Genomic DNA, 16,672 nt, shown 5'->3' with positions numbered 1-16,672 from the left:
GGGTCATTAATTAAAAATCTAATCCGATAGAAAGCGTTACTTTTCCGCTACAACGCTCATCCTCAACTTGAAGATCATTGTCAAAATCGATTTGGAAGTTCTTTTCTACCCATAATGTGTCTCTATTAGTAAAGAAATCGTTCAACCTAATTTCTTTACCTACGCTTAACACTTCGCCATCTAGTGTGTGTTCAGCAAAATCAGCCTTAGTTGAGTTTCCTTTGTTATCAAAGCATTCACTTGCCAAGACATTAGTGGATATTTTATAACCAGCTGAAAAACTGCTTGGAACATCAGTGGTTACAATCAACTTGGTTTCAATACTTTTAAGCTCACCCGTAGCTCGATCTACTTCAACTTGTAACCTTGGCTGTTTAAATTTGAATTCTTTTATTCTGTATGAGAAAAACTTTTCATTTTGGATCTCTGCCGATAACGGCAACACTTTAGTCACTGAATTAGAAGACAGAGCGATAGAAGGATAAAGCAGAAATAAGATGATAATTTTCTTCATAGACTTAATTTGCGCGACCTAAGTTATAGGCCGCGCGTTCCACTTTAAGGCGTCGTGTATGCTGCAAATTCTACATCTGCACGTAGTACGGTTGTTGCTGTAATTACGTCACCAGCAATCACGTTCGACATACCAGTACCTGGTGCATTCTCAATTTTCCACTGTGTCTGCCAAGCGTCAGCTGCTGTTGATTTCAATGCTGAGTTTGTCGCCACAACGACGTCATCTTTGAACACGCTTACATCAACATTTGATAGATCCACACCTTTCTCTGATACAAACGCCGGTACGTCGACACGGTATGTGATACTTTCTGGTGCAACACCAGAACTGGCAGCAGTTTCTGTACCGACAACAACCGGAAGACCTACAACATTCGTTGCTGAATCGTAGTAACGAACTTCAACAAGCACGTTCTCAGAAGTGAAGCTACCGTCTGGGTTGATCGTTAGGCCAGCATCTACCAGTGCACCACCGTTTTGACCAGTAATTGTAACCCACTCACCGTTTACTACTGTTGGTACTTTTGCTTCCCAAGTTAGCGTTGCACTTGTTGTATCGATATCGCCTGCAGCTGGGTCAGCAGCAGATGCGCCAAAAGCAAATAGTCCAGTTAGAACTGCTACAGATAACATTGTCTTTTTCATATTATTACTCTTACTATCCTGTTAAAAATATTAATTGTGGCAATGTTGAAAAATTGATTTCCTCCCTCACCCCACAGTTCATATATTAGTGTTTTCATTCATTTCGGAATTAGCATCACATTTGATTATTCGTCTTTCATGCCAACATACATAAAAATTCGATTAGCAAAAACACACCCACACCGAGAAATGAAACTCCAAGAAACAGCAATCACTTTATTATCAATTAGTTAAATTAAAAACAAAAAGAATAAAAATAGAAAATAGGGATATTCCTACTTATTGTGATAATTAATCCTACATTACATTTTAACTAGTATTACTTTGCTTGAAACTTCGTAGAGGTAAGTTTAACTACAGATTTAAAATTATAATAATTGACAGTAGTTAATTTAAAATAAATACCACCAAAAAATAAAGCCTGAATTCTCATTCAGGCTTTGTTTCTTATGGTTAAATAGTTATTGGCAGTTTATATCTCGCAGTGTAGCAACTACATTACCCGTTTCACCATCCTTAATATCAATTGTACCAACTCCTGTCCTTGCACATTGCGCTGTATAAAGAGGATTTGCATATCCAAAGCCATTTCCTAATACCAGCGCTCCTGTTGGGTTTGTAAACTGGAATGCCACTTTGTTCAAATTAGATGCTGTCATATGAATAAAGTGGTTTTTAGCATGCCCACGACAAACTGCATCTACAGCACCTTGGCTGTTTGGTACGTAGTATTTTCTTGTGTTAATTTTGATTTCAGTTACATCAAGGTTTGCAACGGAGTTAAACACCCACATTCTCGATGCTTGACTTCCTGTTGGAGTTTGCGGGGCTTGTGAGTTACAAGCCGTTCCTAGTTTTTCTGTTTCAAATAAACGAATATAGACAGCACCTTGAACGGTAAAAGAGTCACCTCCTTTAAACGTCACATTTGCTGTCTTAGAGCTTGTGCCAAATTTGGCCGTAACTGTAACCGTCTGTGCTGATGTATTAGTGATACTTGCATTTGCATGTCCGTTCCCATCTGTTTTTGTTGTTTGAGAAACTTTTGCACTACCTCCGACAGTGAAGTTTATCGTCTGATTATTAACAGGGTTATTGTTAGCATCAGTTAAAAGCGCTCTAACTTGGTTTTCTTCTGTGCCGTTTGCTGCTGCATTGTCTTTGAGGATAGACAGCGACTTAACCGTTGCAGTACTTACGTTTGCGATGAAGCTAACGTTTGTTGATCTCGTACTCGTACCATATTTAGCTGTTACTGATGTCGTTCCGGCCGTTGTGTTTTTCACATAAACCGAAGCAACACCACTGGCATTGGTTTTTGTTGAGCTCGCGATACTACCACTCGACACTGTGAAGTTTATGGTTTGGTTAGATACTAAGTTACCGTTAGAATCTGCAAGTACGACATTGACCTGGTTCGTAGCGGAATTATTCGCCACAGCATTATTTTTTGCGATTTCAATTTTGGTAATCGTCGCAGAACTTGCATCAGCACTGAAAGAAAGAGTAACTGTTCGAGAAAATGAACCAACGGATAGCGTGACATTAACGCTTTCTGCTTTGGTATTGGTTAACTCAAATTTCGCCTTGCCATCATTTCCAGTTGCAACGGTACTACTTACGAACTTAGCACTACCAGTTGTCACACCTTTAATATCAACGCCAACTGCCGCACTGCCATGTTGCTTGAACTCGGCCTCTACAGAGACTTTTGAGCTACCATTAGCGGCAGCAGAAGCAGTCAATGTTTTGATCGTCAAGGCACCATAACTGTAATCGTTCACAAATCTGGCATAGGAAGTAAGGCCTATCGTTTTGTAAGTTGCTTTGATACCTACCGATTCGGCAACTGTGTTTGTAAAATTGACGACCGCGTTACCACTTGCATTCGTCACACCAGTTGTACTCTTTAGTTTAGCTGTTGAGCTATTCGTAGCAGCAAAATTAACAGTTACTCCAGGAACGGAGTTAAAGTATTTATCCACAACCAGAGCCGTTATCTGGTTTTGATCGATACCATCCGCTAAAGCATTATTTTGAGAAGTCGATATCTGTCTTAAGACGGCAGTACTCACATCAGCAATGAAAGTAACTGTTTGAGAAACTGAAAATGTTCCGCTAACATCTACGGATACACTGACTGATTCCGCTTTGGTGCTGGTTACTTCAAATCTTACTTTGCCACTGTTGTCTGTAACTTGTGAGTCTTTAACTAAGTTCGCTCGTCCAGATACTGAAGCATCAACGGTAATCCCTGAGGCCGCTTTCCCATTAATAAGGAAAGTGGCTTCTACAATCGCCTTGTCGCTGCCATTCGCTACTGCAGTGCCATCGATTGCTCTTATAGAAAGAGCACCGTTACTCACACAGGTAACATAGTAGCCTTGGCCGTCATCAGTAAGCTCCTGTCCGCTAGATAAGCTAACTACTTTGTAAGTTGAACTATCTAGAGTTATATAACCTCGTGAGAGTGGCCAATTTTTACTATTCCCTTTGTCACTAGCCCATACAGCTTGAAGTTCAGCTTTCGTTGGTAAGCGGCCAAACGTTCCACAGTACTGAGCCGCATTACCTTGACGGAATACCGCTACGGCAGGTTTCGCTGAATGAGCTGAGTCAAAATAGGTGCCGTCATTTCGAATACCACCACTATCTGCTTCACTTTTCGTCAGAGGCCCACTGTAGATCTGGTTGTTGTAATAGTAGTCACCCCATAAACCCGTTTGATTTGGGTTTATTGCAACGATCTTCATCAATGCTACATCAAAACCACCACGATGATCGGTAACAATGGCATTTACATAATACTGCCCTGCGTGCTCGACTTTGAAAGTGAATGTTTTGTTCGTTGTATCTGAGGCATCCGACAAAGCAACTGCTGAATCAAACGCAACAACTTGGATTAATTGGAAGTTATCATCTTGTTTATCTATTACATAAGGAACGATACTGATTGTCTTTTCTTTTCCTACCTCAACAGTATCTGTAATTACTATCTTATCTGGGATATCAATCCCGACAGAACTGCGTTCAGAAACTGTCACCACAGCAGAACCAACCAAGACATTACCACTGCTGTTTTCTAAGGTGTATAAAATACGCTCATTGCCTTTAAACGTTGCCGCGGGTGTATATGAAATCTTGTTGTTTGTTTTATCTAAATACACGGTTGAGGAACTGCCTGTTGGCATTAAAATGACATCATCCGTTAAAGAAAAGCCAGATAGAGAGGTGTTATCACCAACCTTGGTGAGTTCATTATCGATGCTGATTTCTAATGTTTCACCTTGATAACCAGCAACACCAAACGGAACCAACTCAGCTTGTTGTGCATTGTTTGCAACCACGACACGGCTCACGCCACTTCGTTTACCAATCATTTGGTAACCACTTGAATATCCATCAAGGCCAACTGTGTATTGGTAGTCACAAACCATTGCGTGGTCAGAGATAATTTGGAAGCTTTCATTATCACTATCAACAAGTTGACAGCTTGGATCTGATGATAAAACTTCAACTTCAGCAAGGGAGATACGCTCTCCTCCTGAACGCGCAACTTTATCGACTACATTAACTCGGACTTCTTCCGAGTCAGTACTTTGAACGACACTATAAAAGTCTTCCGCATGAACAGAAACATATTGATCAACTTGGTTTTCAGGCCATATTTCGCTTGAACTTCCCGAATCAGATTCGCCACCGCACGCAACTAAGATAGGAAGTAAACCTAGAGGTAGAAGTGTACGTACCCATTTCTTTAAACTATTTACTTTTTGTATCGGCATAGAACTCACACTTAAGTAATCGCCTCTTAAATCTGCGCGAGTGGGCTCATTAGACGGAAGGTAAGCTGTATTTGGGAAAGAAACAGAGCTAGATAAAAGTGCTTTCCCAATACTCGTAGAATTTGAATTTGAGCTAAACCGCACACCACCAATAAAACCACCAACACACGCCAAGGCTTTGGATGCATATTTACCGATTATCATTGTTTAAGCGATTCATTGTTTAGCACTAAAAGCACATTACTCATTAGCTTGCTAACAAACACGATAAAGCCCTGATAAAAACAAAAAAGCCACCACTTTTCAGTGATGGCTTTGCTTCATCGATGTTGCTTTGTCTTAATTAGCGAGGATCAAGGCCTAGCTTTTGTAGTACCAGTTTGAAGTTCTCGCGGCGCTCTTTCACGTTGTGAACATCACCTGTCGAACACGTCAGATCCGGACAGCCACGGTTAACGATGCCTGAAACGTCATCGATAAATTGAGAACCTTGCAGACCACTGTCCACGTACTTCTTAAGTTCGTTGTGGTAGTTCCAATCAGCGTACTGACCGCCTTCGTCGTTGTATGCCTGAACTGACGTTACCCAGTAGAACAAACCTGCGATCCACTTGATCTCTTTGTTCTCTTCCGAGCTACAAATCAGACTTGGGTTAGAACAGAAGTCTAGCTCAGCATAAAGTGGGTTCGCCGGTGGCGCTTCTACCGTTACGCCATCAATTGTCTTACCAATGGTTGATGGATCAACGTGCGAACGACCTAGGTAGTGATTAAGCGTACCGAAGTTCTGACGACCTGTGGTTTGGATAACACCACGACCCCACCAGCCACAGCCTTCAACACTTTCTTGGCTGCTGCCGTCCCAAATGAACTTACCTGCTTTCTGACCAACGTAAGTCTTACATTCGTCGCGTTCCCACACTTGCTTAGACGTATCTACGCTTTCTGGAACATCGTTACAGTGACCGTTGTTTGTCCAACGACCTGCTGCACCGTTCACCAATAGGCCGCGCTCTTCAAGTACTGCATCAGGTGCTGCAAAAACTGGAGCTGGAGCGCCATACCATTTCGCATGAGTCAGAGCACTGACTTCCATCTTGTCATCACGAGGACAAGAGTACGCATGGTCCAAACCAGAAACTGGGTTTACGCCGTAATCTGCGTATTTCTGACCCAATTGACCACAGCTTGCTGTCATTGGGTAATCCGCAGGCGCGCCATATTTCACTTCAGACCAGTTGTTCTCATCACACGCGTTGTAGCGGATGGTCTCTTGCATACTTTGCGCAAGGAACGCAGCAATCGCGACTTTCGCGTATTTGATGTTGGTTGCGTCATCAACTTCATCATTCATTAGCCAGAACTTGTTGCCCGCTACACCAATGTTGTGCATTGCGTTCAAGCCATCTAGGAAGTCGTTCCACTTGTAAACCGTGGACGGAACCCACTGAGACTGCGGCGTTTCGTATAGGAAGGCTTCGTTATCCATTACGCTTTCAGCATCTGCTAACTCTTGGTTTAGCGCTTCAATACGAGTCAACGAACCTTTCTCTAACTCTTCACCTACGTAGTACAGTGGCACTTTCGCCGTTTGGTAAAGCTCAATTTTGCTGGTTAGGGCTTGAGAGTCTTGATCAAACATCAATGCAAATACGTTGCTGTACGCGGCTTTACGGATTTGCTGCTCAGTTTGCGTGTTGCCCATGAAGTAGTTTGCAGTTTGCTCTGTCGGCATGTTCGTTAGCATTGCAGGCGCATCAACGTAATCTGTCACCTGTTTTACGTATTCAAGTGCGTGATGCCACTGCTCACTAGTTAGCGCAGCAGTCGCGTTTGATTTAGTAAACGCTACAAAGTCAGCGTTGTTCGCAGCATCTGCTTTGTAAAGCTCAAAGCTATCAAGTAGATCTGCCGTGAAAACAGACGCTTCATCCCATACAGACTGACGACCAGAGTGGGTATCGTAAGCAAACTCACCAATGCTTAGTGACCAACCAAATGTCGCTTGTGGCGCAAGGGTTGTGAAGATCAAGTTGTAAGCATGTGCCCAGCCTTTCACGTCATCGCTCAGTGCGTTGATCGCATCAATATCAATACGGCTACCCGTGATATCAATAGCATTCGTCAGTGCTTGTTTAACCGCAACGGCACCAAACGATGCACCTTTGTCTTGCGTAGCCAGATCCAGAACATCCGATTGAATCACGATTGATGCTGTACCCGCGTTCTCTGCTTGTTCGATAGCCGACACAAACGAACGTGTCAGTTGCTCTAGGTCTGTTAGCGCATCACTGCTGCTTGCTGCAATAGTTAGCGTGCTTGGTGCTTGAGTGGATGGGCTCGCCACTACGAATGTATTTGGCCAACCTGCCACTTCTAGACGCACTGGGTCCATTGGGTTACGCAATGATAGCGCTGGCGCTGTACCCGGCTCAGTACCATCACAGTTTAGATGTAATGACCATGAGCTATCGCTGCCAGGAACAGATTGCGTCCAGTACACCGCTGAGTAAGCAATGTTCTTATGAACCATAATGTCGCCGCCTGTTGCATGATCACCACGAGTCCAGTCTGGGTACACATTAAAGTCAGCACACAGTCCACCTGTTGGCGGAGGTGTCGGCGTCTCTACTTTTTCAACTGTGATGTTCACACGTGCTGTCGCCGTTAGGTTCTCAGCATCTGTCGCAATCGCTTCTAGCTTAACTGCACCAACTTCTGACGCTGTCCAGTTACAAGAGAACTGGTTTGTGGTTGCTGCGTTGAAATCACAGATTTGCTTGTTGTTTGCTTTCACGACAACGCGAGACAAATCGTCATCAGCATCCGTTGCACGAACAGAAATCGATACCGCTTCACCTTTTTCAAACTTAGAACCGTTCGAAGGCGAAGAGAAGCTCACTTCTGGCTTAACAAAGCTTGGAGCTGCTTCAATAGCAACAGCGATACTGCGTTGTTCAACCATTTGGTTATTCTGATCGAGAACCACCACTTTAAGTGTCGCATTGCCCACTTCATTTGGTGTCCAAGATTGAGAATACGTCGTTTGACCTGCAGCGATGTTACGTTGACCTAGCTTGCGGTCATTTGCCCAGAACTCTAATTTAGAGATCAATTCACCATCAACACGCGCTTTGATCGTCGTTGCCTGACCCACCATCAATGTTTGACCTTGTGTAGGCGCGACGAACGTCAGCTCATGCACTTCTGGCTCCACAGGTGGCTCAACTGGCTTCTCTTTTACTGAAATGCTGACCGCTTGTTGCTGTGTAAGACCTGAGGTGTCTTCCACTACAGCTTTGATCGTGTGAGCGCCTGCACCAACAGAAGTCCAACTTGCTTGGAATGGAGCTTGTGTTACGAGAGCTACTTGTTTGTTGTCGACAAAGAAAGTCACCGCTTTAACGCTGGTATTAGTCGCCGTTACGTTTGCTAGCATAGCAACCGCTTGGCCTTCTTCAAACTCAGCTCCATTCACTGGCGATGCCAATTGAAGAGAAATTTCTGGTTCGCCAACTTCGCCCTCATCGTCAGCAATCAGACGAATGGTACTCTGAAGAAGGGTCAGATCCAATACGCCGCTCACACCCAACGTTAGCTCAATACGTTCACCTGCCGGAAGTTGAGATTTCACCCAGCTACCGCTATCAAAAGCGAGCGCAAGCGTGTTCTTGAACAGGTTACCCTGTGCGTCGCTGGTGAACTTCATACCCGGGTAACTAATGCCAGTCGCAGACCAAGATGGTGTCGACATAGATAGGTTCGAATCAAACGTCACTTTCGCATCACGCAGTTCAACTGGCTTTGAACCGTCGTTCGTTAGGATCACTTTGTAAGTGTTCCACCACTGGCTTTCTGAGCCGACGATAGTTGCGTCTGTGATCACTCCTGCGTGTGCAGCAGGCAACCCCATACCGATCGCCAGTGCTAAAACACTTGGCATGATCGCTAGCGTATTCTTTCTCATAATTAAGGACTTATACAAACAACAATAAAAAGGAACAGCATTATAGAGGGGGACTTTTTTCGCGCCGCAGCGGACAGATGTAACCAAATGTAACTCAACTTACAGGTGTAAAAGTGCCAAAAATAAAGCGTCTTTTTACGTCAATTTGACGACATTTCGCGCGCAATCGATAAGCAAACATAAATCTGGGACTCTAGTTCAATTTTCTGAAAGTGTGCGCGAGATAAAACAAATCAATTTATCCGTTTCTACAAATAGTGTGATTTGTGTTTTTTACGCCTTTATGCATCTGAAAATCAATAAGTTACAGAATAAATACAGTTGAAATACTTAGTTACATGTTAGCGAAAAAAACGCCAAAGCTAGAGCGATATGAGAGCACAAAAGAAGCGCCTGAAGCGGTTATAAAGATCGTCTTCACACTTCTTAACTGAAGCGCTAAAAATAAGGTATATGAATGATCATCCAGTGAAAACGATAAGTATAACTTTGCAACAAAACGTCAATATCCGGATTGAAGCACGGTTTCAGATTGAATATTCGATGATAATGAGATGCATTGGATCGGTTTGAATCCAAGTCAGCCCAAAAATAAAATATGGAGAGTGTTATATGTCTTTACGTTTAGTAGCAGCAACCTTTGCACTAGTTGGAATGAGCTTTGGCGCACAAGCAAGCGCAGAGTGTGAAGTGTCTATCGATGCTAACGATATGATGCAGTTTTCGACCAAAACGTTGAGTGTTCCAGCAACGTGTAAAGAAGTAAAACTGACGCTGAACCACACAGGTAAGATGCCAGCGCAGTCAATGGGTCACAACGTGGTCATTGCAGACACGGCGAACCTACAAGCAGTAGGTACAGAAGGCATGTCAGCAGGTCTTGAAAACAACTACGTGAAACCTAACGACGACCGTGTTTACGCATTTACTAAAGTGATCGGCGGCGGTGAAAGCACCTCTATCACGTTCAGCACAGAGAAAATGACTCCGGGAGGTGATTACTCGTTCTTCTGTTCTTTCCCTGGTCACTGGGCAATTATGCAGGGTAAGTTTGAGTTCAAATAAGCGTTCACGCTCGAACTCAAGCCTCTGAAAAAGAAAAGGGAAGCCAAGATAAGTGGCTTCCCTTCTTAATTAGGAAGAATAATGGTCGTAATCGCTGTGCTCTTCTAACGTTGAAAAATTCAGGGTAAGCACGTCTTCAAAAGGCATCGGCTTATAAAAGTAGAAACCTTGAATCAAATGAATGTTTTGTTCCGCCATAAACTCCAACTCTGCTTCGGTTTCTATCCCTTCAGCAACGGTTTCTGCCCCCGTAATTTTGACCAACTTAGCCGTTAGCCTAAACAGTTCGCGACCATTTTTATTGTTGAGATTCAAAACTAAAGAGCGGTCAATTTTAACTTTATCGAAATCGTACTTAGACAAGTACCCAATTGAAGAGTACCCAGAACCAAAATCATCTAACGCAATCTTCACTCCAGCCTCACGGAGAGAAGTCAAGACTCGGTGGGTACTGTGTTCATCTTGAATCAGCATGTCTTCCGTGATTTCGAATTCCACTTGAGAGTAAGACAAAGCACTTTGGTTAATCATACTCAGCACTTTTTCCGTAAAATCGGGGACAAGACAGGTCTCTGGTGACATATTGATTGAAACCTTAAAGTGAGGCGAGTCTGCTAAAGGAGCGCTCTCTTTTAGAGCCGTTTCAACCACCCACAAATCCAACTCACTCATTAACCCCACTTTGGCAAAGTCATCTAAGAAAGTAGGAGGCGAGATCTCACCCGATTCAGAACGGTGCCTAATCAACACTTCTAGAGAGCGAATCTCACCTGTTCGCGTGTTCACTTGAGGCTGGTAATACAAGATAAACTCACCGTTATTTTTTAGGTCAGTAATTCGCTTTTGTGCCGCAAATTTACTCGTAATCTCGGGGAAAAAAGCCCCTGCCGATTTACCACTTTCAACACCTTCATAATTAAAGAAATCATCAGAAAGTGACTTAGCAAACGATGCATTAGCATTCCCGATATTGTCCATCTGTTTAAAGAAGGGATAATAGATTATGACACCGACTAAGATGATGATCAGTTGTAGCACCGCGCCTGTCCACGTAGAGCCCGTGCCAACATATCCACTCATCAAAGGTGGCGTCATCCAACTCATGATTTCCGTCATTGGTGCCACCAAGCCAAGCGCCGTTGCCACATAAGCAATGACAAGACCAACAACAGGTGCAATCAAGAACGGTACGATCAACAAAGGGTTAAACATAATTGGCAGCCCAAAAATAATTGGCTCATTAATGTTGAAAAAACTTAAAATTAAAGCTGCGGTTGCCAACGCTTTGTAGCTGCGGTTTTTAGTGAGAAATAACATACAAAGCACCAAAGAAATGGTGTTTCCTGCGCCACCCAAACCCGCATAAAAATCGAAGAAGTTGGTCGTCAGTATTGGCAATGGCGTTCCGAGCAACTCATGGTTTTCTATCGCTACACGTGTCGCTTCATACAACTCCGCTTTATATGGTGCAAAAATAATGTGCCCATTAATACCAATGGACCAAAATAGATTACGTACCAGCTCGTAAATAACACCATCGAAAAGAGAGTATGGGTCCAGACTTGGCAATAAAAAGCCAGCAATATCAGCGGCACAGAAAACGCGTCCTAGCACATAACCTAATAAGGTATAACCAACAACCAACACCGTCGTTGCCATGATCAAGTTGTAAGACTGGTCGACAATATTAGGCAGCTCCGACCGCATAAACCATTTGCGGTTTTGCATTGCACGAACAGACCATCCCACCAAAATAGGAATGATGATTGCCAGTGGGTAATTGCTCGGTACGACCGTTCCTTCTTGCAGCAGCCCCCACTCATTACACACGATGAAATAGATCATCAACGAAGGCGTAATAACATTAACCCGTGAGACTTTTAACAGAGAAGAAAGAAACTGCGAGAAGTAAACCAATAACAAGATTGGGAACAGTTTCCAGATGATAGAACTCGCGGCTCCAACCGTGGTACCCACTTGCTCGTAACCCGCCATCATAAAAAAATTGCTCAACAAAGTGCTGAATGCGGAAATCAATGACACTGGGAGCAACATGACCAGTACATTACATAAGCCATTTATGTACGAGTTGGAGGAAATTAAAGTAAAAAGCCGATTTACGTATCGATTGTTCATTTGGCTAATTTTATCCATTAGTAAACGACTCGATGAGCCGCTCAGGAAGTTCGCCGCAATTAAGGTCCGTTTAATTTGTATCGCAATGAGGGAGAGTTTCGACAGACAGTCGATGACGGTATCATTCGAGTAACAAAGCGTTGATCGTTCAACGTTGCGAATAGTCACTCAACAAAGGTAGCCATGGCCAACTTGTTGTTATCTACCAAACCAAAAGAGCGCGGACTAGGACGACCGACACTCTCTTCATTTAGATACAACCCGCTGTTTCTTAGGTCAGCGTGGTTTGTATTTTTGCATGCTAATTAAGCAAGGAGGCGCACATTATCGCCAACAAGCCCCTCTTTCCACTCGACTTTTTAATTGTGACGATAAAAAACAGCACTGTTATTGCTCGCGTAAAATATCCGTAAGAGGAAGTGGACGAGTAAAGAAGTAACCTTGCGCTTTATCGACACCACAACCTTTCACAAAATCGTACTCTTGTTGGGTTTCCACCCCTTCTGCGACCACTTCGCAATGCGTAATATGGCCCAGTTTCGCTACCAATTCATATAAGTCTCTGCCTTTTTGATCATTGGCATCCAGCAGTAGCGAACGATCCAGCTTGATCTTATCAAACGGGTACTTTAGTAAGTGCGGGAACGACGCATAGCCGGTGCCAAAGTCATCCATAGCGATACGAATGCCCTGAGCTTGCAGCGCTTCCATAGTTTTAATTAAGAACACCTTATTACTAAGAATTGCCTCTTCTGTGATTTCAATTTCCAACCACTGCGGCGAGATACCATAATGAGTTAGTCGCGATAGTAAGTGCGGGACAAATTCTTCTTGCTCGATCGTAGCGACTGCAATGTTGATGGCAATTCGACGATCTTTTGATAATGTCATTTTCTGCATGTCTGCCAGAACTTTCTCAATCACGAGCTTGTCCAGTAATGGCATTGAGTTAAGCATTTGGAAGTCACTCACAAATGTCGGAGGGTGCAGTTTCCCTTCTTTATCAATGTATCTAAGCAAGGCTTCATAAGAGAAGATATTGACGTCACTAGTCGACTGGAGCTTTTGATAAAACATCACCAACTCCCCTTCCCTCAAAATCGAAGTCAGTCGCTTTTGTGCTGTCGATTTACTAATGCTTGAGTTATTCGAATCACGAACGTTGTTAAGCAAGGTTTTGAACAGCGAACTCTCAATGCCTGTGTAAGCCGTATTCGCACGAAACTGCGCAGAATACTTGCCGGCGTAAGCCAAATAAAATGGCCGATAGATAAAGACACCAAGGACGATGATCAATAATTGCAATAATGAGCCTTCAATCTGATTCCCCATCGCGACATAACCACTGAACAAAGGCGGCGTCATCCAGTTAACAATATTTTCAACCGGAGGAACAAGCCCTGATGCAATTGACCCGTAAGTGATGAGAAAGCTCAATAGCGGTACCAGCACAAAAGGCACAATCAACAATGGGTTGAAAATAATCGGCAACCCAAACAGCAAGACTTCATTGATGTTGAAGATCACCAGCGGGGTTGCTGCTAATGCAAGCATCTGGTGGTTACGTTCTTTGGCAAACAGCAACACGCACAACAATAGGCTGATGCAATTACCAGAACCACCCATCGACATAAACGCGTCGTAAAAACCTTGGCTAATTACATTTAGAGGAGCTTCACCGGCTTGCCACGCGAAAAAATTTGCTTCTGTAGCGGCGTAGATTTGCTGCTTAATGGCAAACAACAAGTTATGCCCATTGATGCCGATTGAGCCTAAGAGGCCTAGTACCGTTTGGTAAATAATCCCGCCTTTTAGCGTGAGAGGGTCCACACCCAGTCCGCGAATCATCCCACCAAATAGAGCCATAATGAATGCGGTTAGTCGCGATACTGCTAAAGCAATCAACACAAACAGAAAGAAGTGAACAACATGCTTGAGCAGACGAGACGAGAAATCCAGCGCTTGTGGCTCTAGCAAGCGTATTTTGAAAACGCAGCAATAGACATACGTCATCATCGCACTAAACAATGCCAGTAGTGGGTTGTTTGGCAGCATATAAGTCGCAGACAAACTGCCGTTTTCTATCGAGATCAAGTAGAACATGATCAACGAGTAAATGATGAAGACGGCACTCGACACATTGGTTTTATGTGACAGGTAATAACCCGCCACTACACAAAATGCGCTTGGGTACAGATTGATGAGGATATCTGACAGATGAAATAACATCTGTGATAATTCTACCCATCCTGAGAGACGGAACGCGTGGCCTAAAAAAACGGCAAGTGCATTTGATAGAGTCAGGGGTAACAACAAGAGTGCAATAGAGGCCAAATCTGTTAGGTAGGATTTGGACCCTGCACGCCATTGCCCTGTGAGCGCCGATAAACGTTGAAAAGGCGCAAAAGTAAAATTTAAGCCAGTTTGCATGGAGCATCTTATAGTAAAACGGGGGGCAACTGCTGTGTAAACAGTCGTGAGTGCAAGCGCAGCTAAAGAAATCGACTATCTGTGTAGTCTTAGTGGGTGTTTTATTTGTAAATCCATCAACAAACGAAGTTACGTTGCCGGCGTAATTTATCGATTATATGCGCTCCGATCCATTAAGATTATTTATCGTGACGATAAGAAATATACAAATATAACCCTCAGTGTTGACTAGTGAGGGTTAATATTTGCTAGATGATTATTGAGCGAGAACTTAATGCTCAGGATTCATTGGAAATCGCTGCTCATAAAGCTCCATAAAGTCTTTACGAATCAGATGCTCTAAGTGGTTTGCTTTATCTGTCGGGCAGAAAATCATGATATGCAGAATTTGCTCACCATTAATGTTACTTGAGATGTGGATGTGCGGCTCAGCGCCCGGTAGATCAACACCAGCGTGCTTCTCAATCATCGCGTTGTAACGGTGAGCGACGTCGGCGAAGTAACTGCAATGCTCATCAATCTTATCGGTCAACAAAGGCAAAAGTGGGTAGAGATTGACGAAATCTTTCACCACAACAGAAAAGTCATGGTACACGTAACGCTTCATGAAATTGAGGTTCTTCACTGGGTAGGTGAAAAACATACTGTTAGGCAGCGTCGCAGTTTTCCCCGTGAAGTGGTATTGACCATGATGCAGATCGATTTCTTGAATCACTGTCGCCATCATGTTGTGTTCAATGACCTCACCACATAGCTTTCCGACTTCAATCCAGTCACCAATGCGAAACGAACGAGAACTTGCACGCTGGATTGACCCCGTAAAACACAAGATGATCTCTTTGGATGCCACCACAATCGCGACAGCAATCGCCGTAACACTTAGAGCGAACTCGCTGATTTCTGATTGCCATAAGATGAACAACAGAATCAAGGTGATAGCAAATGTGCCGTTTTTGGTTCTCGACATCCAACTGCGTTGTTCTTCTGTAATAAAGGCATCGTCGCCACGGATTCGAGACAGTATCAAACGACGTAAAAGAATGATGAACAACAGAATTAATGCGGAAAATAAAATTTTATGAGTGAGAAGAAAATCGACGACTAACTGCACTTTCTCCATTACCCGACTCCCTGTTTGGTTTAGAAGGTTGACCTTTCATGCTAGCTATCACTAAGAAAACAGATAGAGAGCTTGCGAAAGGACAACCTTACCAAATTATTCAGTCGGTTGTCCCAATTCGCTTTCTTTAAATACGATAAACGCTCGGCGGTTTAAAGCATTGGCTTCAAGAGATTCTTCATTGATCACAGGTTGAAGTTCACCAAAGGCTTTTACTTCCCAAACAAACAGTGATGGGTCAAGTTTCGTCTTCAGGTATTCCACTACAGCCTGAGCACGACGCTCTGCAAGTGCTTCATTGTATGAACGAGCACCGACTTGGTCAGTATGACCAGCGACCATAATGCTCCCCTCTAAACCTTGCAGTTTTGCGATGAAGTCATCTAATTGTGAAAGGTCTTCCGGTTTTAATTCCGACTTATCGAAATCGAAGTGCGGTGTCATCGCCATGTAAACCTTACGCTCTGGTTTTGGCGGCTCACAGAAAGGCATTTCTTCATATTTCTTCGCCTCTTCAAACATCACGTAAGCGCGACGGTTTTCTGCCCGCGCTTGATCCGATTTACCCAGCGCCAGTGGCTGCGACTCACCAAAGTGTTTCACTTCCCAATCATATTGCTCTGGATCGAGTTGTTGCTGTAGATACGCTTCTACCGATTCAGCGCGGCGCATAGACAGCTTCTCATTGTATTCGTCAGAACCTTTAAAATCGGTATGACCGACAATCGTAATGCGTCCACTCAAGCCTCGAATATCATGGATGAACGCGTCTAGGCTTGCAGCATCAGCTTCACGAATGATGGATTTATCGAAATCGAAATGTTCAGCAACAGCGATATGAATTTCACGCTGCGGTGCTAAACACTCACTGATTAAAAATTTGGAGACATTCAAGTCTGCAAATTTATCTCGGTTCTCTTGGCTAACATAAGCATCTGCTGCACAGCCACCTAATAATGCTGCGGCCATAATTCCGCTAACTAAACGCATCGTCGTTTTCATGTGACC

9 protein-coding genes are annotated in these 16,672 nt (G+C 43.6%); 1 reads left to right on the top strand and 8 read right to left on the bottom strand.

Annotation, left to right across the window (positions count from 1 at the left end):
* Positions 1 to 10: 10 nt before the first annotated feature.
* The 4 genes from VJL_RS20525 to VJL_RS20510 form a co-directional block, all read right to left on the bottom strand.
* Entirely contained in the window at positions 11 to 514 is a 504-nt protein-coding gene (locus VJL_RS20525; protein ID WP_038881043.1) for a hypothetical protein, read from the bottom strand.
* Between the two features lie 44 nt (positions 515 to 558).
* Positions 559 to 1,161, bottom strand: a complete 603-nt coding sequence (locus tag VJL_RS20520) for a hypothetical protein (protein ID WP_038881040.1) — start codon at positions 1,159 to 1,161, stop codon at positions 559 to 561.
* Between the two features lie 461 nt (positions 1,162 to 1,622).
* Entirely contained in the window at positions 1,623 to 5,150 is a 3,528-nt protein-coding gene (locus VJL_RS20515) for an Ig-like domain-containing protein (RefSeq protein WP_038881038.1), read from the bottom strand.
* Between the two features lie 139 nt (positions 5,151 to 5,289).
* Positions 5,290 to 8,913: an Ig-like domain-containing protein gene (locus VJL_RS20510; RefSeq protein ID WP_038881036.1), complete on the bottom strand. Its 3,624-nt coding sequence runs from the start codon at positions 8,911 to 8,913 to the stop codon at positions 5,290 to 5,292.
* Positions 8,914 to 9,525: 612 nt separating this feature from the next.
* Here VJL_RS20510 and azu point away from each other — a divergent pair.
* Positions 9,526 to 9,978, top strand: a complete 453-nt coding sequence (gene azu / locus VJL_RS20505) for an azurin (RefSeq protein ID WP_005441233.1) — start codon at positions 9,526 to 9,528, stop codon at positions 9,976 to 9,978.
* 69 nt (positions 9,979 to 10,047) lie between these two features.
* On the opposite strand, the gene VJL_RS20500 is transcribed toward azu, so the two are convergent.
* From VJL_RS20500 to VJL_RS20485, 4 genes are all read right to left on the bottom strand, one after another.
* On the bottom strand, positions 10,048 to 12,114 hold the full coding sequence (locus VJL_RS20500; protein WP_038881123.1) for an EAL domain-containing protein: 2,067 nt from the start codon (positions 12,112 to 12,114) through the stop codon (positions 10,048 to 10,050).
* A 387-nt stretch (positions 12,115 to 12,501) separates the two neighbouring features.
* The gene (locus VJL_RS20495; RefSeq protein ID WP_038881033.1) at positions 12,502 to 14,544 is read right to left on the bottom strand and encodes an EAL domain-containing protein; all 2,043 of its coding nucleotides are present in this window, start codon (positions 14,542 to 14,544) and stop codon (positions 12,502 to 12,504) included.
* Between the two features lie 271 nt (positions 14,545 to 14,815).
* Positions 14,816 to 15,664, bottom strand: a complete 849-nt coding sequence (locus VJL_RS20490) for a mechanosensitive ion channel family protein (RefSeq protein ID WP_038881031.1) — start codon at positions 15,662 to 15,664, stop codon at positions 14,816 to 14,818.
* A 96-nt stretch (positions 15,665 to 15,760) separates the two neighbouring features.
* Positions 15,761 to 16,666 (bottom strand): OmpA family protein, encoded by a 906-nt coding sequence (locus VJL_RS20485; protein WP_038881029.1) that lies wholly within the window; start codon positions 16,664 to 16,666, stop codon positions 15,761 to 15,763.
* Between the last annotated feature and the right edge of the window lie 6 nt (positions 16,667 to 16,672).

This window comes from Vibrio jasicida CAIM 1864 = LMG 25398, from assembly GCF_000400365.1.
GTDB classification, from domain to species: domain Bacteria; phylum Pseudomonadota; class Gammaproteobacteria; order Enterobacterales; family Vibrionaceae; genus Vibrio; species Vibrio jasicida.
Note: the sequence above shows the minus strand (reverse complement) of the source record. Positions and strands in the feature narration are given on the sequence as shown.

Excerpts from the sequence above, each read along its gene's own strand:
- azu (WP_005441233.1), top strand. The coding sequence starts at position 9,526 with ATGTCTTTACGTTTAGTAGCAGCAACCTTTGCACTAGTTGGAATGAGC.
- VJL_RS20485 (WP_038881029.1), bottom strand. The coding sequence starts at position 16,666 with ATGAAAACGACGATGCGTTTAGTTAGCGGAATTATGGCCGCAGCATTA.
- VJL_RS20495 (WP_038881033.1), bottom strand. The coding sequence starts at position 14,544 with ATGCAAACTGGCTTAAATTTTACTTTTGCGCCTTTTCAACGTTTATCG.
- VJL_RS20525 (WP_038881043.1), bottom strand. The coding sequence starts at position 514 with ATGAAGAAAATTATCATCTTATTTCTGCTTTATCCTTCTATCGCTCTG.
- VJL_RS20510 (WP_038881036.1), bottom strand. The coding sequence starts at position 8,913 with ATGAGAAAGAATACGCTAGCGATCATGCCAAGTGTTTTAGCACTGGCG.
- VJL_RS20500 (WP_038881123.1), bottom strand. The coding sequence starts at position 12,114 with ATGAACAATCGATACGTAAATCGGCTTTTTACTTTAATTTCCTCCAAC.
- VJL_RS20515 (WP_038881038.1), bottom strand. The coding sequence starts at position 5,150 with ATGATAATCGGTAAATATGCATCCAAAGCCTTGGCGTGTGTTGGTGGT.
- VJL_RS20490 (WP_038881031.1), bottom strand. The coding sequence starts at position 15,664 with ATGGAGAAAGTGCAGTTAGTCGTCGATTTTCTTCTCACTCATAAAATT.
- VJL_RS20520 (WP_038881040.1), bottom strand. The coding sequence starts at position 1,161 with ATGAAAAAGACAATGTTATCTGTAGCAGTTCTAACTGGACTATTTGCT.